General features: G+C 71.7%; 12 protein-coding genes. 1 reads left to right on the top strand and 11 read right to left on the bottom strand.

What is annotated here, in order from left to right; genetic code table 11:
• Positions 1 to 3: 3 nt before the first annotated feature.
• The 5 genes from RYN42_RS06175 to RYN42_RS06195 form a co-directional block, all read right to left on the bottom strand.
• Positions 4 to 1,542 carry a PQQ-binding-like beta-propeller repeat protein gene (locus RYN42_RS06175; protein ID WP_315094653.1) on the bottom strand — a complete coding sequence of 513 codons (1,539 nt, stop codon included), beginning with the start codon at positions 1,540 to 1,542 and terminating at the stop codon, positions 4 to 6.
• Positions 1,543 to 1,568: 26 nt separating this feature from the next.
• Complete coding sequence (locus RYN42_RS06180; RefSeq protein WP_315094654.1) at positions 1,569 to 3,029, bottom strand: PQQ-binding-like beta-propeller repeat protein; 1,461 nt, start codon at positions 3,027 to 3,029, stop codon at positions 1,569 to 1,571.
• Positions 3,030 to 3,084: 55 nt separating this feature from the next.
• Positions 3,085 to 3,624, bottom strand: coding sequence for a hypothetical protein (locus tag RYN42_RS06185; protein ID WP_315094656.1), 540 nt, complete (start codon positions 3,622 to 3,624; stop codon positions 3,085 to 3,087).
• Positions 3,625 to 3,716: 92 nt separating this feature from the next.
• Complete coding sequence (locus tag RYN42_RS06190; RefSeq protein WP_315094657.1) at positions 3,717 to 4,256, bottom strand: hypothetical protein; 540 nt, start codon at positions 4,254 to 4,256, stop codon at positions 3,717 to 3,719.
• Positions 4,257 to 4,411: 155 nt separating this feature from the next.
• Positions 4,412 to 6,052, bottom strand: coding sequence for a glycosyl hydrolase family 18 protein (locus RYN42_RS06195; protein WP_315094660.1), 1,641 nt, complete (start codon positions 6,050 to 6,052; stop codon positions 4,412 to 4,414).
• Positions 6,053 to 6,593: 541 nt separating this feature from the next.
• On the opposite strand from RYN42_RS06195, the gene RYN42_RS06200 reads away from it, so the two are divergent.
• On the top strand, positions 6,594 to 6,830 hold the full coding sequence (locus RYN42_RS06200; RefSeq protein WP_315094662.1) for a hypothetical protein: 237 nt from the start codon (positions 6,594 to 6,596) through the stop codon (positions 6,828 to 6,830).
• Between the two features lie 7 nt (positions 6,831 to 6,837).
• Here the strand turns inward: RYN42_RS06200 and narI are convergent, their stop codons facing one another.
• From narI to RYN42_RS06230, 6 genes are all read right to left on the bottom strand, one after another.
• Complete coding sequence (gene narI / locus RYN42_RS06205; protein WP_315094664.1) at positions 6,838 to 7,581, bottom strand: respiratory nitrate reductase subunit gamma; 744 nt, start codon at positions 7,579 to 7,581, stop codon at positions 6,838 to 6,840.
• On the bottom strand, positions 7,578 to 8,186 hold the full coding sequence (gene narJ, locus RYN42_RS06210; protein ID WP_315094665.1) for a nitrate reductase molybdenum cofactor assembly chaperone: 609 nt from the start codon (positions 8,184 to 8,186) through the stop codon (positions 7,578 to 7,580). The genes narI and narJ overlap by 4 nt, the downstream gene beginning before the upstream one ends.
• A complete protein-coding gene (narH, locus tag RYN42_RS06215) occupies positions 8,183 to 9,844 on the bottom strand; it encodes a nitrate reductase subunit beta (RefSeq protein WP_315094666.1) in 1,662 nt (553 codons plus the stop codon). The genes narJ and narH overlap by 4 nt, the downstream gene beginning before the upstream one ends.
• Positions 9,844 to 13,521 (bottom strand): nitrate reductase subunit alpha, encoded by a 3,678-nt coding sequence (locus tag RYN42_RS06220; protein ID WP_315094667.1) that lies wholly within the window; start codon positions 13,519 to 13,521, stop codon positions 9,844 to 9,846. Before RYN42_RS06220 ends, narH begins: the two co-directional genes overlap by 1 nt.
• A 9-nt stretch (positions 13,522 to 13,530) precedes the next feature.
• Positions 13,531 to 14,739, bottom strand: coding sequence for an MFS transporter (locus RYN42_RS06225; RefSeq protein ID WP_315094669.1), 1,209 nt, complete (start codon positions 14,737 to 14,739; stop codon positions 13,531 to 13,533).
• Between the two features lie 84 nt (positions 14,740 to 14,823).
• The coding region (locus tag RYN42_RS06230; RefSeq protein WP_315094670.1) for an FHA domain-containing protein at positions 14,824 to 15,274 on the bottom strand (451 nt) is incomplete at its 5' end.

The raw sequence follows: 15,274 nt of genomic DNA on the forward strand, positions 1-15,274 counted from the left end.
CGCTCACTCCAGCAGGTAGGTGTCGTCCGAGGTGGGCGACCAGCCGATGATCATCTCGCCGTAGACCTGCACGTCGAACACGTCCTCGGGGTACGGGACGAAGCGGGTCTGGTCCCCGGTGGCCAGGTCGTAGCCGGTCATCCCCTTGCGGGTCGCGTCGGCGCCGAGCTGCTCGGCGCCGTCCTGGCCACCGTCGAACGCCGTCGAGAGCAGCAGGTCGCGCCCGTCGGTGGCCAGCGCGCCGATCGACGACGAGGGCAGGTCCTGCGTCCAGACGACCGCTCCCGTGCGCCCGTCGAGCGCGGCGATCCCGGTGCTGGTCGTGAGGTACACCCTTCCGCGCACGACCAGCGCGGACCCGGTGGACTGGAGCTCGGCCTCCCACCGGGGGTCCCCGGTCCGCCGGTCCCACGCGTGCAGCTGGTCGGACGAGGTCAGCACGAGGCCCGGCACGCTTCCGTCGTCGACGACGGAGCCGAGCAGCCCTCCCTCGAGCAGCACGTCGGCGTCGGGGTGCCCGTCCGCCGCGAGCAGCGTCGTGGACTGGACCCCCGTGGTGGCGTAGTCCTGGAGGACGAGGTTGCCCGTCACGGCGTCGGTCATGTACCCACCGCCGTACTCGTCGCCGGACGTCGACCACAGGTCCTCTCGGACGGACTCTCCCGACGCGGACAGCAGGCCGAGGCTGCTCCCGATGGAGTAGACGACGACATCCCCCGCACGCATGAAGCCCCAGTACTGCGAGCCCTGCGCGTCGCCGGTCTCGTCGAGGCGCGCGCGGGCGTCGTCGTACGTCCACCGCTCGTCGCCGGTGTCCAGGTCGTACGCGACGACCTCCAGGCGCTCCGCGTCCCGCGTGCCCACCAGCAGGAGCCCGTTCAGCACGGCCAGCTGCGCGTCGGGCTCGACGGCACGCTCGGACAGCACCCGCCCGTCCGCGGGGTCGAGCACCATCGCCCGGGTGGTCGTCGCCGGCACGCGCTCGTCGCCCCCGGCGCTGTCCTCGGCGGTCGCGTAGCGCGTGAAACCGTCGGTCACCAGGCACACCGCGACCGTCGCCACCTCCTCCGGACCGGCGTCCGACTGGCAGCCGCTGCCGAAGCTGTTCTCGAGCGACCCGGCACGCTCGGCATTCGGCCCCAGCAGGGGCGTGGACCAGAGCGTCTCGCCGGAGTCCTTGTCGACCCCGACGAACGCCTGTGACCCGTCGGCGGCGACGTCGAGGCTGGCGCTCACGCCGCCCGCGGCCGTGATCCCGCCCCAGAGCGCGTAGACGTCGGCCCGCGTGATCGTGCGCGCCACGGTCAGCTCGTCCCCGAACGCCGGCAGCACCCCCGGGACGGCGGCGAGCCGGGCGACGGCCGCCCTCTCGCGGGCGTCGACCACCCACTGCGTCGCGACGAGCGAGAGCGCGACCGCCGCGACGCCGACGACGATCCAGCGGCGACCGTGGCGGCGCCGCACGGGCGCCCCGACCTCGTCGATGGAGGGCTCGCCGCCGTCGAGCAGCTCGACCTCCTGCATCCCGCCACGCCGCGCCATGGCGGGACCCTACTCGTTCCTGCTGGTCAGCCGAGCACGGCCAGGCGCCCGTCGTCGCCCCAGCCCAGGAACAGGTGCCCGACCGCGACGCTCGACCGCAGCCCGTCCGGGAGCGGGACACGCCAGACGGTCCGCCCGTCGTCCAGGGCGTAGGCGACGAGCTCGCTGCGGGGTCCGCCGCCGACGGGCTGGTCGGCGGCGACCAGGAGCTCGCCGTCCGTGACCAGGAACCCCGGCACGTTCCCCTCGGCGGTGACCCCCCGCCAGACCACGTCCCCGGACCTGCCGTCGAGCGCGACGACCCCGGCCTGCGTGCTCAGGTACACCCGCCCCCGCAGGACCAGGGCGTTCACCGACGCGACGACGTCGGACTTCCAGCGTGCGTCACCGGTGGACCTGTCCCACCCGCGCACGTTCCCGCCGGAGGTGAGCACCAGGCCCGGCACGCTCCCGTCGTCGACCGTGAACGGCAGCACCTCACCGGGCAGCTCGACGTCCGCACGTCCCCGCTCGACCAGCGTGGACCACAGCCCGCCCGAGCCGCTGCTGTACAGCAGGACGGCGCGGCCGGCGACGGCGTCGACCACGTGGTCCGCGTTCCCGGGCCGGCTGACGCGGAGCACCTGCCCCGAGGGCGAGAGCACCGTGGCGGTCCACCCGGGGATCGTGACGCCGACCAGCCCGTCGACCGCGAACAGGCGCACCTCGCCGGCGAACGCCCTCCGGTCGGCGCCCGCCAGCGGCGGGTCGAACCGCCAGCGCACGTCACCGGTGCGGAGGTCCCGGCCGGTCACCTCGGTCCGGCCGTCCCGGCCGGGCACCCCCACGACTGCGAGCCCCGGCAGCGCGGCGAGCGTGGTCACGCCGGGTGCGGACAGGTCGGCGACCACGTGGCCGTCGGCGGTGTCGAGGAGCACCACGCGGGTGCTCGTCGCGGGCTTGCGGGTCTCGACTCCCTCGTCCCCGTACTGCACGAACCCGTCGCTCACCAGGCACGCCGCCTGCCGGGGTTCGCCCTCGTCCGCCGGGACGGGCACGCACGTGCCTGCCGCCGACCGGTCCAGCGACCGCGCCCGGGCCGGGTCGGCCCCGACCAGCAGCGTCGAGAACCGCCGCTCCCCAGTGCGCTGGTCGAGCGCGACGAAGGACTGGGACCCGTCGTCGTCGACGGACAGGCCGAGCACGGCGCCGCCGACCTCGATGCCCTGCATGAGCACGCTCGTCGCCGCGGGGTCCGGCCGCCACAGGACCGTGACGTCGGCGCCGATCGCCCGGACGACGCCCGGGGTGGCTGCCAGCCGGGCCGACGCCGCACGCTCCCGGACGTCGAGGACCACCTGCGTCCCAGCCAGCACCGCGACCCCCGCGACGACCGCCCCCGCGACCCACCGCCAGGCGCCCGTGCGCGCCGCGGGCGGCTCGGGGGCAGGCGCGGACGGCCCGGCCACCTCGTCGAGCTCGACGTCCTGCATCGCGCCGCGCGACATGGCCGGACCCTAACCCCGGCAGACGGGGACGGCGCGCGCAGGACCCGCGCTCAGGTCACCAGCGGTGGGCGACGTCCACCACCACCCGGGAGCTGGTGCCCGGCCCGTCGAGGACGAAGACGCGGAACGGCAGCCGCGCACGCACACCGAGCCCGATGCTCGTGTACCCCTCGTACGAGCCCGCGTACACGACCTGGCGGAACGTCCGGTAGCCCGCGACGTCCGTCAGCTCGAGCTCGTTCGCCGGGTAGTACGTCGGCACGTAGTTGTGCGTGTACGCCGGGTCGTTCACCGCGATCTGGAGCGCGGCGCCGCCACGCGTCGCGATGGGGAACCCGGAGCCGTCCTGGAGCACCTGCGGCACGTAGGCCACGGTGTACCCGCCCACGTCCCCGCGGACGTCGATGACGAGCCGGTCGTAGCAGGTGTGCCGGCCGGTGCGGACGTTCTCCACCGGCGCCTGGGACATGCCCGGCGCCGACTCCGCGAGCGAGCCCCACACCAGGCCGCAGTAGGGCGCGGCCGTGGCAGGCGACGCCGGGAGGACCAGGAACGTGCCCACCAGCAGCACGACCGACAGGAATGCACGCTTCATCGCACGACCCCCTACGTCGCCCGGGCTTCACCGATGAAGACCCGATCGTCCAGTTTACGGCCGCGCTCGCCTGACATAACGGGTGAAAGTGGTCACCAGCGGTGGGCGACGTCCACCACCAGCCGCGACGACGTGCCGGGCCCGTCCAGGGTGAGCACGCGGAACGGCAGCCGCGCGCGCACGCCGATGCCCAGGCTCGTGTAGCCCTCGAACGTCCCCGCGTAGACCACCTGCCGGAACGTCCGGTAGCCCGTCACTTCCGACATCTCGGCGGAGTCGTCGATGAAGAAGTACGGGTAGAGGACGTAGTCCAGGGTCGGGTTGTTCACCGTGACCTGCAGGGACGCGCCGCCCCGCGTCGGGATCACGTAGCCCGAGGCGTCCTGGGTCACCTCGTCGACGTAGCGCACCGTGTAGCCGCCGACGTCGCCGCCGATGTCGACGACGAACCGGTCGTAGCACGCGTGCCGGCCGGTCCGGACGCCGGCCACCCCCGCCTGCGCGAGGCCCGGTGCCGACTCCTGCAGCGACCCCCACACCAGGCCGCAGTAGGGCGCCGCCGTGGCAGGCGACGCCGGGACGATCAGGAACGTGCCCACCAGCAGCACGACCGACAGGAATGCTCGCCTCATCGCACGACCCCCTGAGCCGCGCGGGCCTTCACCGTTGAAGACCCGACCGTCAAGTTTACGACCGCGCGGCTGCGCCCTCACGGGTGAAAGAGCGGGCACGGCGACGCCCGGCCGCCAGGGGGAGGGGGTGGCGGCCGGGCGTCGCGGGTGCGGGGCTACCGCAGCCCGTTGGACAGCGCGCTGATCAGCTCGCCGTTGGACGTGTCACCGGACAGCTCCCAGAAGAAGGCGCCGCCGAGACCCTTGTTCTTGGCCCACGTCGTCTTGCCGGCCAGGGTGCCGGGCGTGTCGTAGCCCCACCACTCCGAGCCGCACTTGGCGTACGCGGTGCCACCGACCGTGCCCGTGGCCGGGCACCGGGTCTTGAGGACCTTGTAGTCCTCGATCCCCTGCTCGTAGGTGCCGGGTGCCGCACCCGACGCGGAGCCACCCGGGGCGGTCTGCGAGACCCCGGTCCAGCCGCGGCCGTAGAAGCCGACGCCGAGCAGGATCTTGCTCGCCGGGATCCCCTTGCCGATGAGCTTGTCGACGGCGGCCTCGGTGTTGAAGCCCGCCTGCGGGATGCCCGCGTAGGAGGTCAGGGGCGAGTGCGGCGCCGTCGGACCCGTCGGGTTGAACGCTCCGAAGTAGTCGTACGACATCGGCATGATCCAGTCGAGCTTCTGCGCCCCACCGGCGTAGTCGGCGGCGTCGATCTTGCCGCCGTTGCTGCCGTCGGCCGTGATGGCCGCGGTGATGAGCTTGCCGGTACCGAACTTGTTGCGCAGCGCGGTGATGACGTTGTTGAACGCCGCCGGCCCGCTCGAGTCGCACGACAGGCCACAGGCGTTCGGGTACTCCCAGTCGATGTCGATGCCGTCGAAGAGGCCGGCCCAGCGGGAGTCGTTGAGCAGGTTGTAGCAGGAGTTGGCGAACGCGGTCGGGTTGGCCGCCGCCTGCGTGAAGCCGGACGACCAGGTCCAGCCACCGAACGACCAGATGACCTTGAGGCCGGGGTGCATGGCCTTGAGCTTCTTCAGCTGGTTGAAGTTGCCGCGCAGCGGCTGGTCCCACGTGTCGGCGACGCCGTCGACCGAGTCGGCCGCGGTGTACGCCTTGTCGTAGGCCGCGTACGAGTCACCGATCGAGCACTGGCCGCCGGTCGTGTTGCCGAACGCGTAGAGGATGTGGGTCAGCTTGGACGCCGAGCCGCTCGTCTCGATGTTCTTCACGTGGTAGTTGCGGCCGTACACGCCCCACTCGGCGAAGTAGCCGACGAGCTTCTTGCCACCCGGGGGCGGCGGCGTGGTGGTGGTCGGCGTCGGGGTGGGCGTCGGGGTCGTGGTGGTCGTCGGGGTCGGTGTGCTGGTGGGTGTCCCACCGGTACAGGCCACGCCGTTGATGCTGCACGTCGTCGGGCTCTTGAACGGCCCCGTCGCCACGTAGCCCCACGTCAGGGAGGCGCCGGGCGCCAGCGTCGCCGCCCAGCTCTTGTTCTTGGCCGTGTAGTGGCTGCCGCTGCGCGTGACGTCGGCGTCCCACGAGCTGCTGATGGTGTCCCCGGCCGGGAGGTCGAACTCGATCGTCCAGCCGTTGACGACCGTCGTCCCGGCGTTGGTGACCTTGACGTTGACCTGGTGGCCGTTGCCCCAGTCGCCGGCGGAGGTGAACGTGGCGCTGATCGAGCCTGCGGCGAACGCCGGCTGGCTCGCGACCAGCGCGGCGATCAGCGTGATGACCGCGGCGAGGGCCGTGGCGATCAGGGCGGGACGTCGTCGTCCCGCCGGGGTCTGGCTGGAGTGTCTGGCGAAAGCCATCGTGCGGTCCCCTGTCCATCGTCGGAGCGTCGAATATGTAAGGAGTGTGTACTAATGGTTCACAAGGACGGTAACCGGGGTCACAGCCCGAAGTCAACGGTTGGCGGCACATCCACGGGAATCGTTCGGGTGACTGCGAGACGCGCATTGAGTGCCACGGGCGCAGACGGAATGCGCTGTCCCCGCGGCCCTGTCGCCCTGTCGGGAATGTCCGGAACGGGTCGCGTCGGCTCCGCATCGTGGCTGCTGGACACGTGTCAGCGTTCCCCGGCGCAGGCGACCCTGGCCGCTCGGAGCGGGAGCAGACGAGCGCATGGTGCCCCGAAGAATGACCGGTCGCCGACATTGTCCGAGCGCATTGTTCCCGCCGCCGACGAATAGGTACGACCGGCGCGAATTCTGGGCGCTGGCACCCCCGCGAACGCAATTGTCCGTCCGGCGCGTCTCGGCGCTCCTCCTCTGTGAAGGCTCGCGTGTCGCTGCCGGACGTGTCGGTGGTGGCGCGCACCATGGACGGGAGCGAGCACGAAGGAGTGGGGACATGACGCTCGTCGAGGAGCACCACCGGGTCGCACCCGAGGTCGAGGCAGGGGTGCGGCGTGAGCACGCGGGGGCCACCTGGTTCCAGCTCGCGTCGGCCACCAGCCGCGCGCACCACGAGCTGGACGACGCCCGCCGCGGTCACGACGACCACGCCCTCCGGTGCGCGCTCGACCGGCACACGGTGCTGGAGCAGCTGCTGGCCGAGGCGACCGAACAGCTGCACCCGCCGCACTGAGGACGGGCTAGCGACGGACCCTGTCGTCCGACGGGTCCCAGCCGGGCCGGACCGCACGGCTCCCCGCACGGTCGGAGCGGGTGCGGTAGACCACGTACGGCCGCCACAGGTAGAAGATCGGCACGCTCAGCACGTGCACCAGACGCGTGAACGGCCAGAGCGCGAACAGGAGCATCGCGACCATCGCGTGCGCCTGGAACCCGAACGGCGCGTCCGCCATGAGCTCCGGCTTCGGCTGGAACAGGAAGATGCCCCGGAACCACTCGGACACGCCCGTGCGGTAGTTGTAGTGCCCGTTGAGGTTGAGCACGGAGCCGGCGATCGTGTTCCAGACCCCGAGCACGATCACCAGGGCGAGGAAGAGGTACATGACCTTGTCCATCTTCGTCGTGGCGCTGAACACCGGCCCCACCGTGCGGCGGCGGTAGATCAGCAGGCTCAGCCCGACGAGCGTGCAGAACCCGGCCACGGCGCCGATCGACACGGCCATGACGTGGTACAGCTCCTCGGAGATCCCCACCGCCGACGTCCAGCTCTCCGGGATGCCGAGGCCCATGACGTGCCCCAGGAACACCGCGAGGATGCCGAAGTGGAACAGCGGGCTCCCCCAGCGCAGCAGCCTGCTCTCGTACAGCTGCGACGAGCGCGTGGTCCAGCCGAACTTGTCGTACCGGTACCGCCACACGTGCCCGCCGACGAAGAACGCGAGGCACACGTACGGGATGACGACCCAGAGGAGGACGGCGCTCATCGCGGCATCCCCGCCATCGCGCCGTAGGGCTCGAGCCCGACCTGCTCTCCCGGGGGACCCTCGGCGGCCAGGCGTGCCACCGCCTCCCGCTCGTCACCCTTCAGCGGCGGCAGCGTCGCGCAGACCGCCGCCAGCGCGGCCGCCCACGGGGAGCCGCGGTCGACCAGCGCGAGCCGGAGCAGCTCCAGGCCGGCCCGGTGCTCGAGCAGCAGGCGGGTGCCGGCGTCGACGTCGGCGGTGGCGCTGAACTCCAGGACGACGCACAGGTGGTCGGGCAGCTCGTCGGCGCTGATCTCGAGGCCGGACGCCCGGAACGCGCGCTTGAACGCGAGCAGCGCCATGCCGCGCTCCCGGGTGTCGCCGTAGGCGTAGTACGTCAGGTACAGGCAGATCTTGCGGCGCAGGTCGAAGGTGTCGACGTACTCCGCGGTCAATGCGGTGAGCGGCGTGGCCTCCAGGTGGTCGAACAGGGGCTCGAAGGCCCGCGTCGGCGCGACCGCGCGCAGGTCCGGGACCTGCGCGACCAGCTCGGCCGTCGGGTACTCCAGCAGCAGTGCCGCGATCCGGTGGATCAGCGCCCGGGTGCGGGCGTCGTCGCGCGTCACGAGGGGTCCTTCCGCTGGGGGAACAGTCCGGGGGGCGGGGAGCCCTTGCCGTCCCAGTTCAGCAGGTTCACGCGGCCGCCCTGCCCTCCGGTGGGGGTGACCTCGTCGGCCGTCTGCCGATCCTTGAGCGCCCGGAAGTTCTCCACGGCCAGCGGGGTGCCGGCTCCCGAGCCCTCGCCGAAGGGGCCCGATCCGCCCATGCCGGGCCCGCCGTCGTAGTCGAGGCTGCACTCGGTGGCGATCTCCTCCAGACCGTGCGCGGCCTCCGCGTGCGCGGCCGGGATGACGTACCGCTCGTCGTACTTGGCGATGGCCAGCAGGCGGTACATGTCGAGCATCTCCCGCTCGGTCATGCCGACGGCCGCGGGGATCGACGGGTCGGCGTCGCGACCCATCGAGATGTCCCGCATGTAGGAGCGCATCGCGGCGAGCTTCTTCAGCACCCCCGTCACCGGCACCGTGTCCCCCGCGGTGAACAGCTCGGCCAGGTACTCCACCGGGATGCGCAGCTGGTCGATGGCCGCGAACAGGTTGCCCGTGGCCTCGGCGTCCTCACCGGTCTCCGCGACCGCGTCCACGACGGGCGACAGCGGCGGGATGTACCAGACCATCGGCATCGTCCGGTACTCGGGGTGCAGGGGCAGGGCCACCTTGAACGTGCTGATCAGCGCCCAGATCGGGGAGCGCTGGGCCGCCTCGATCCAGTCGTGCGGGATGCCCGCGCGCTCGGCCTCCCGGACCACCGCGGGGTCGTTGGGGTCGCAGAACACCCCGCGCTGCGCCTCCAGCAGGTCGTGCTCGTCGGTGACGGATGCGGCCTCGAGCACCTTGTCGGCGTCGTACAGGACCAGGCCGAGGTAGCGCAGGCGGCCGACGCACGTCTCCGAGCAGACGGTCGGCAGGCCCACCTCGATGCGCGGGAAGCAGAACGTGCACTTCTCGGCCTTGCCGGTGCGGTGGTTGAAGTAGATCTTCTTGTACGGGCACCCGGTCACGCACTTGCGCCAGCCCTTGCACTGGTCCTGGTCGACCAGCACGATCCCGTCCTCGGCGCGCTTGTAGATGGCGCCCGAGGGGCACGACGCCGCGCAGGACGGGTTGAGGCAGTGCTCGCAGATGCGTGGCAGGTAGAACATGAACGTCTGCTCGAACTCGAACTTGATCTTGGTGGAGACCCTGGCCAGGATCGGGTCGCCCGCGAGGGTCGCCGCGCTGCCGCCCAGGTCGTCGTCCCAGTTGGCGCTCCACCCGATCTGCATCGGCTCGCCGCTGATGAGGGAGCGGGGCCGGGCCACCGGCGTGTGCTCCTGCAGCGGCGCGGTGGTCAGGGTCTCGTAGTCGTACGTCCACGGCTCGTAGTAGTCGTCGAGCGACGGCATCTTGGGGCTGACGAAGATCGTCGCCAGGTTCTTCAGCCGACCGCCGGCCCGCAGCTTGAGCCGGCCGCGCTTGTTGAGCTTCCAGCCGCCCTGCCAGCGCTCCTGGTCCTGGTACGTCCTGGGGTAGCCCTGTCCCGGACGCGTCTCCACGTTGTTGAACCACACATACTCGGTGCCGGCTCGGTTGGTCCACGCCTGCTTGCAGGTCACCGAGCACGTGTGGCAGCCGATGCACTTGTCGAGGTTCATCACCATCGACATCTGCGCCATGATCCGCATCAGTACTGCACCTCCTGCGAGCGCCGGCGGATGACTGTCACTTCGTCGCGCTGGTTGCCCGTCGGGCCGAGGTAGTTGAACGCGAAGGTCAGCTGGGCGTAGCCGCCGATGAGGTGGCTGGGTTTCATGAGGATGCGGGTCAGCGAGTTGTGGATGCCACCGCGCTTGCCGGACGTCTGCGACCGCGGGACGTCGATGAGCCGGTCCTGCGCGTGGTGCATGTAGACCGTGCCCTCGGGCATCCGGTGGGAGACGATCGCGCGGGCGACGACGACGCCGTTGCGGTTGACCGCCTCGATCCAGTCGTTGTCGGCGACGCCGATCTTGTCGGCGTCCTTCTGGCTCATCCAGATGCCCGGCCCGCCGCGCGACAGGCTGAGCATCAGCAGGTTGTCCTGGTACTCGGAGTGGATGGACCACTTGTTGTGCGGGGTCAGGTACCGCACCGCGATGCCGAGCTCCCCGTTGGTCCCGATCTGCGGCTCCCCGAACAGGGCAGCCATGTTCAGGGGCGGGCGGAAGACCGGCAGGTTCTCCCCGAGCTCGGTCATCCAGTCGTGGTCGAGGAAGAAGTGCTGGCGCCCCGTGAGGGTGTGCCAGGGCTTGAGCCGTTCGACGTTGATGGTGAACGGCGAGTAGCGCCGGCCGCCCGACTCGGAGCCGGACCACTCGGGGGACGTGATGACCGGCGTCGGGGCGGCCTGCGTGTCCGCGAACGTCACCTGCTTGCCCTCGTGCTCGGCCGCCAGGTCCGCGAGCCTGCGGCCGGTGCGCTTCTCGAGCGTGTGGAACCCCTCGGTGGCCAGGTGCCCGTTGGTGGTGCCGGACATCGCCAGGATCGCCTCGCACACGTGCACGTCCCGCTGCAGCGACGGCCGTCCGTCGCCCGCTCCCCCGCGCACCAGCCCGTTCTTCTTGCCCAGGTACTCGATGGGCTTGGTCAGGTCGAACGTGATGCCCTTGGTGGTCGCGCCGAGCGACGACGCCAGCGGACCGAGCGCCCCCAGCTTGTCGGCCACGGCCGGGTAGTCCCGCTCGACCACCACCAGCTTGGGCATCGTCACGCCGGGCACCGGGTCGCACTCCCCCGTCTTCCAGTCGCGCACGATGCCGGACGGGGTCGCCATGGCATCCGGGGTGTCGTGCGTCAGGGGTACCGCGACGACGTCCTGCCGGACTCCGAGGTGGGTTCTTGCCAGGGCGCTGAACGCCTTGGCGATCTCGTGGAACGCGTCGAAGTCGGTGCGGGTCTGCCACGGCGGCGAGATGGCCGGGTTGAACGAGTGCACGAACGGGTGCATGTCGGTGCTGCTCAGGTCGTACTTCTCGTACCAGGTGGCCGCCGGCAGGACGACGTCGGAGAACACCGTGGTCGACGTCATCCGGAAGTCGAGGGTGAGCAGGAGGTCGAGCTTGCCGCGGGGTGCCTCGTCCCGCCAGACCACGTCCCGGGGCCGGTGCTCGGGCGGCGCCTCCTCGGCGCGCAGGGACGAGTCGGTGCCCAGCAGGTGCTCGAGGAAGTACTCGTTGCCCTTGGCGGAGCTGCCCAGCAGGTTGGACCGCCAGATGGTCAGCACGCGCGGGAAGTTCTCGGGCGCGTCGGGGTCCTCGCCGGCGAACCGCAGCGAGCCGTCCTGGAGCGCAGCGGGGATGTACTCCGTGGCCGGGGTCCCGGAGGCGGCCACGTCGTCCGCGAGCGTCAGCGGGTTGCGGTCGAAGGTCGGGTACGACGGCATCCACCCCAGCCGCGCCGACTGCGCGAGCACGTCCGCCGTGGTCATCCCCGCCCAGAGCCCGCCGGACTTGCTCGCCGCCAGCGCGTCCGCGCCGAACTGGTCGTACCGGAACTGGTCGGTGTGCAGGTACCAGTACGCGGTCTGGATCATGTTCCGCGGCGGCCGCGACCAGTCGAGGGCGTTGGCGTACAGGCCGTACCCGGTGATCGGGCGCACCTTCTCCTGACCGACGTAGTGCGCCCACCCGCCGCCGTTCACGCCCTGGGTGCCGCACAGGGCGGTGAGCGTGAGGAACGCGCGGTAGATCGTGTCGGCGTGGAACCAGTGGTTGGTGCCGGCGCCCATGAGGATCATGGACCGGCCCTTGGACTCCTCCGCGTTCGCTGCGAACTCGCGGCCGATCTTCTCCGCCTTGGCGGCCGGCACCCCGGTGATCGCCTCCTGCCACGCAGGGGTGCAGGGCGAGTCGGCGTCGTCGTACCCGGCGGCCCACGTCCCGGGCAGTCCCGGACGCCCGACGCCGTACTGCGCGAGCATCAGGTCGAACACCGTGGTGACCGTCCGGCCGGCCACCTGCCGCGTCGGGACGCCCCGCAGGATCGCCCCGGCGGAGCCGTCGACCGCATCGAACCGCGGGAGGGTGACCGCAGCGGTCCCCGAACCCGGTCCCTCTGCCGAGAGCTGCGGCTGCACGTCAGCCAGGTCCAGGTTCCAGCGACCCTCCCCCTCGGCGCCGAATCGGAACCCGAGCGACCCGTTCGGTACGACGGGCTGCCCGGTCGCCTCGTCGAGCAGGACCGTCTTGAACTGCGCGTTCTCGGAGACCTCGCCCAGGTCCGCAGCCGTGAGGAACTTGCCGGGCACGAACCCGGCTCCGTCGGGGTCAGGGTCCAGCGTGATCAGGAACGGCAGGTCGGTGAACTGCTTCACGTAGCTGTCGAAGTACGCCGTGGTCCGCGCGACGAAGAACTCGCGCAGGATCACGTGCCCCATCGCCATCGCCAGCGCGCCGTCGGTGCCGGGCGCCGGGGCGAGCCACTCGTCGGCGAACTTCACGTTGTCCGCGTAGTCGGGCGACACCGCGACGACCTTCTGGCCCCGGTACCGCGCCTCGACCATCCAGTGCGCGTCGGGTGTCCGGGTCACGGGCACGTTCGAGCCCCACATGATCAGGTACCCGGCGTCCCACCAGTCCCCCGACTCGGGCACGTCGGTCTGGTCACCGAACACCTGCGGGGAGGCCACCGGCAGGTCCGCGTACCAGTCGTAGAAGGAGAGCATCGGGGCACCCAGCAGCGCGTAGAACCGGGCGCCGACCCCGTGCGACACCATCGACATCGCCGGGATCGGTGAGAACCCCGCGATCCGGTCGGGGCCGTGCTCCTTGATCGTGTGCACGTGCGCGGCGGCCACCATCTCGACCGCCTCGGCCCACGACGCCCGCACCAGCCCGCCCTTGCCGCGTGCCGCCTTGTACCGCGCGGACCGGACGGGATCGCCGACGACGTCCGCCCACGCCAGCACGGGATCGCCGAGCCGTGCCCGGGCCTCGCGGTACATCTCCAGCAGCAGGCCGCGGACGTACGGGTACCGCACTCGCGTGGGCGAGTACGTGTACCAGGAGAACGCGGCGCCACGCGGGCAGCCCCGCGGCTCGTACTCGGGGCGGTCCGGGCCGGTCGACGGGTAGTCCGTCTGCTGGGCCTCCCACGTGATGATGCCGTCCTTGACGAACACCTTCCACGAGCACGACCCCGTGCAGTTCACGCCGTGCGTCGAGCGGACCACCTTGTCGTGGCTCCAACGGTCCCGGTAGAACGTGTCCGCGTCGCGCCCGCCGATCTGGTGCAGCGTGCGCAGGTCCGCCGACACCTCGTTCTTGCGCAGGAACCGGCGCGTCTTGAGCAGCGCCTCGACGACGCCCTCGTCCAGTCCGGCCATGGCTGCTCCCTAGCTGATGGTCGTGGCGGCCGCACGTGCGCGGGCGGCCCGGCGGACCGGACCCCGGGTGAACCAGGCGACGGCGAACGCGCTGACGGCCAGCAGCACGTAGCCCAGGCTGTAGTCGCCGACCAGGTCGAAGACGGCTCCCATCACGAGCGGCGGGAAGAAACCGCCGAGGCCGCCCGCGGCGCCGACGATGCCCGTCACCGCGCCGACCTTGTCCTGCGGCGCCACCTGCGCGACCAGGGCGAACACTGCGCCGGAGGAGGCACCGAGCGCCGCGGCCAGGCCGAGGAACGCGACCGTGGCCAGCGGGACCAGCGGCAGCTCGAGGGCCGCGACGAGCGCCAGGGCGCCGGTGACGACGAAGGCCGCGAGCAGCACCGGCACGGGGCCCACCCGGTCGGAGAGCGTGCCGCCGACCGGGCGCATGGCCACCGCGAGCACGACGAACCCCGCAGTCCGGGCGGCGGCGTCGGCGGCGGTGAGGTCGTACGCGTTCACCAGGTAGGTGGGCAGGTAGACGCTGAACGCGACGAAGCCGCCGAACCCCAGCGCGTACAGCAGGGACAGCTGCCCGGTCGCCGGGATGCGGGCGGTCGCCCAGGTGCGGGAGAGGAACGAGCCCTGCGGGACCGGTCGGTCGGGCTTGTCCCGCAGCAGCAGCCCCGAGGCGACGGCGTAGACCGCGAGCACGCACGCGACGAGCACGAACGGCGCCTCGCGTCCGTACGCGTCCGCGATCCGCACCGTGGTGAACGCCGAGATCGCGGTGCCGCCCATGCCCAGCCCGAACAGCCCCAGCGCGGTCCCCCGACGCGCGGGCGCGAACCACTGGTTGACCGCCGGCACCCCGATCGCGAACGCGGTGCCGCCGAGCCCGAGGAAGAACCCGCCGACGAGCATCGCCACGTACGTCTCCGCGACGAACCCGATGAAGAGCACCGGCAGGATCGTCAGGACCGTGACCGTCGGGAACATCCGCCGCGAGCCGAACCGGTCGGTCAGCGCGCCGACCGGGATGCGGCCGAGGGACCCCACGATGACCGGGACCGCGACCAGCACCGACTGCTGGACCCCCGTGAGGCCCAGCTCCTTGCCGTACGAGTTGGCGAGAGGGCTGATCAGCGCCCACGCCCAGAAGTTGACCAGGAATCCGAGCATCGCGATGACGAGCACCCGCACCGCGATGCGTCCGTCGGACCGGTCGGCCATCACACCCCCCGAAGCTCGGCCGGGGCGTCATTGCCCGAACCTGGCGTGCTTCGGAAGTTAGCACTGGAGGGCCCGGGCGCGGGCCTAAACCTCCCCGGGAAGGGCCGTCCGGATCACGATGCGGGTCCATGCCCCGAGGTACAGGCGGTCGCCGTCCTCGATCTCGCGGCGCTGGCCCGCGGGGATCGGGGTGGTCGGCAGCGGGTCGCCCGCGCGCGCCACGTAGGTGCCGTTGGCGGACTGCAGGTCCTCCACCCACCAGCGCTGGCCGTCGGTGTTGAGCTGGCAGTGCCGGCGCGACACCCCGGAGTCCGTCCCGCAGTCGACCGCGGGGTGGATGTTGCGGGACGCGGACGGGCGGCCGACGAGCAGGCTGCGCTCGCGCAGGGGCACCAAGCCGGGAAGACCGGCCGACGGCATGGGGTCCTCGGGCTTCTGCGCGGCGTACCAGTCGGGGTCCACCCAGACCTCGGCCACCCAGGACTCCTCGCCGTCCGGGGCGGGGGTCGGGAGCGCCGCGGCCACGGGGTCGGGA

Origin of the sequence: uncultured Cellulomonas sp., from assembly GCF_963527515.1 — a bacterium.
GTDB lineage: Bacteria > Actinomycetota > Actinomycetes > Actinomycetales > Cellulomonadaceae > Cellulomonas.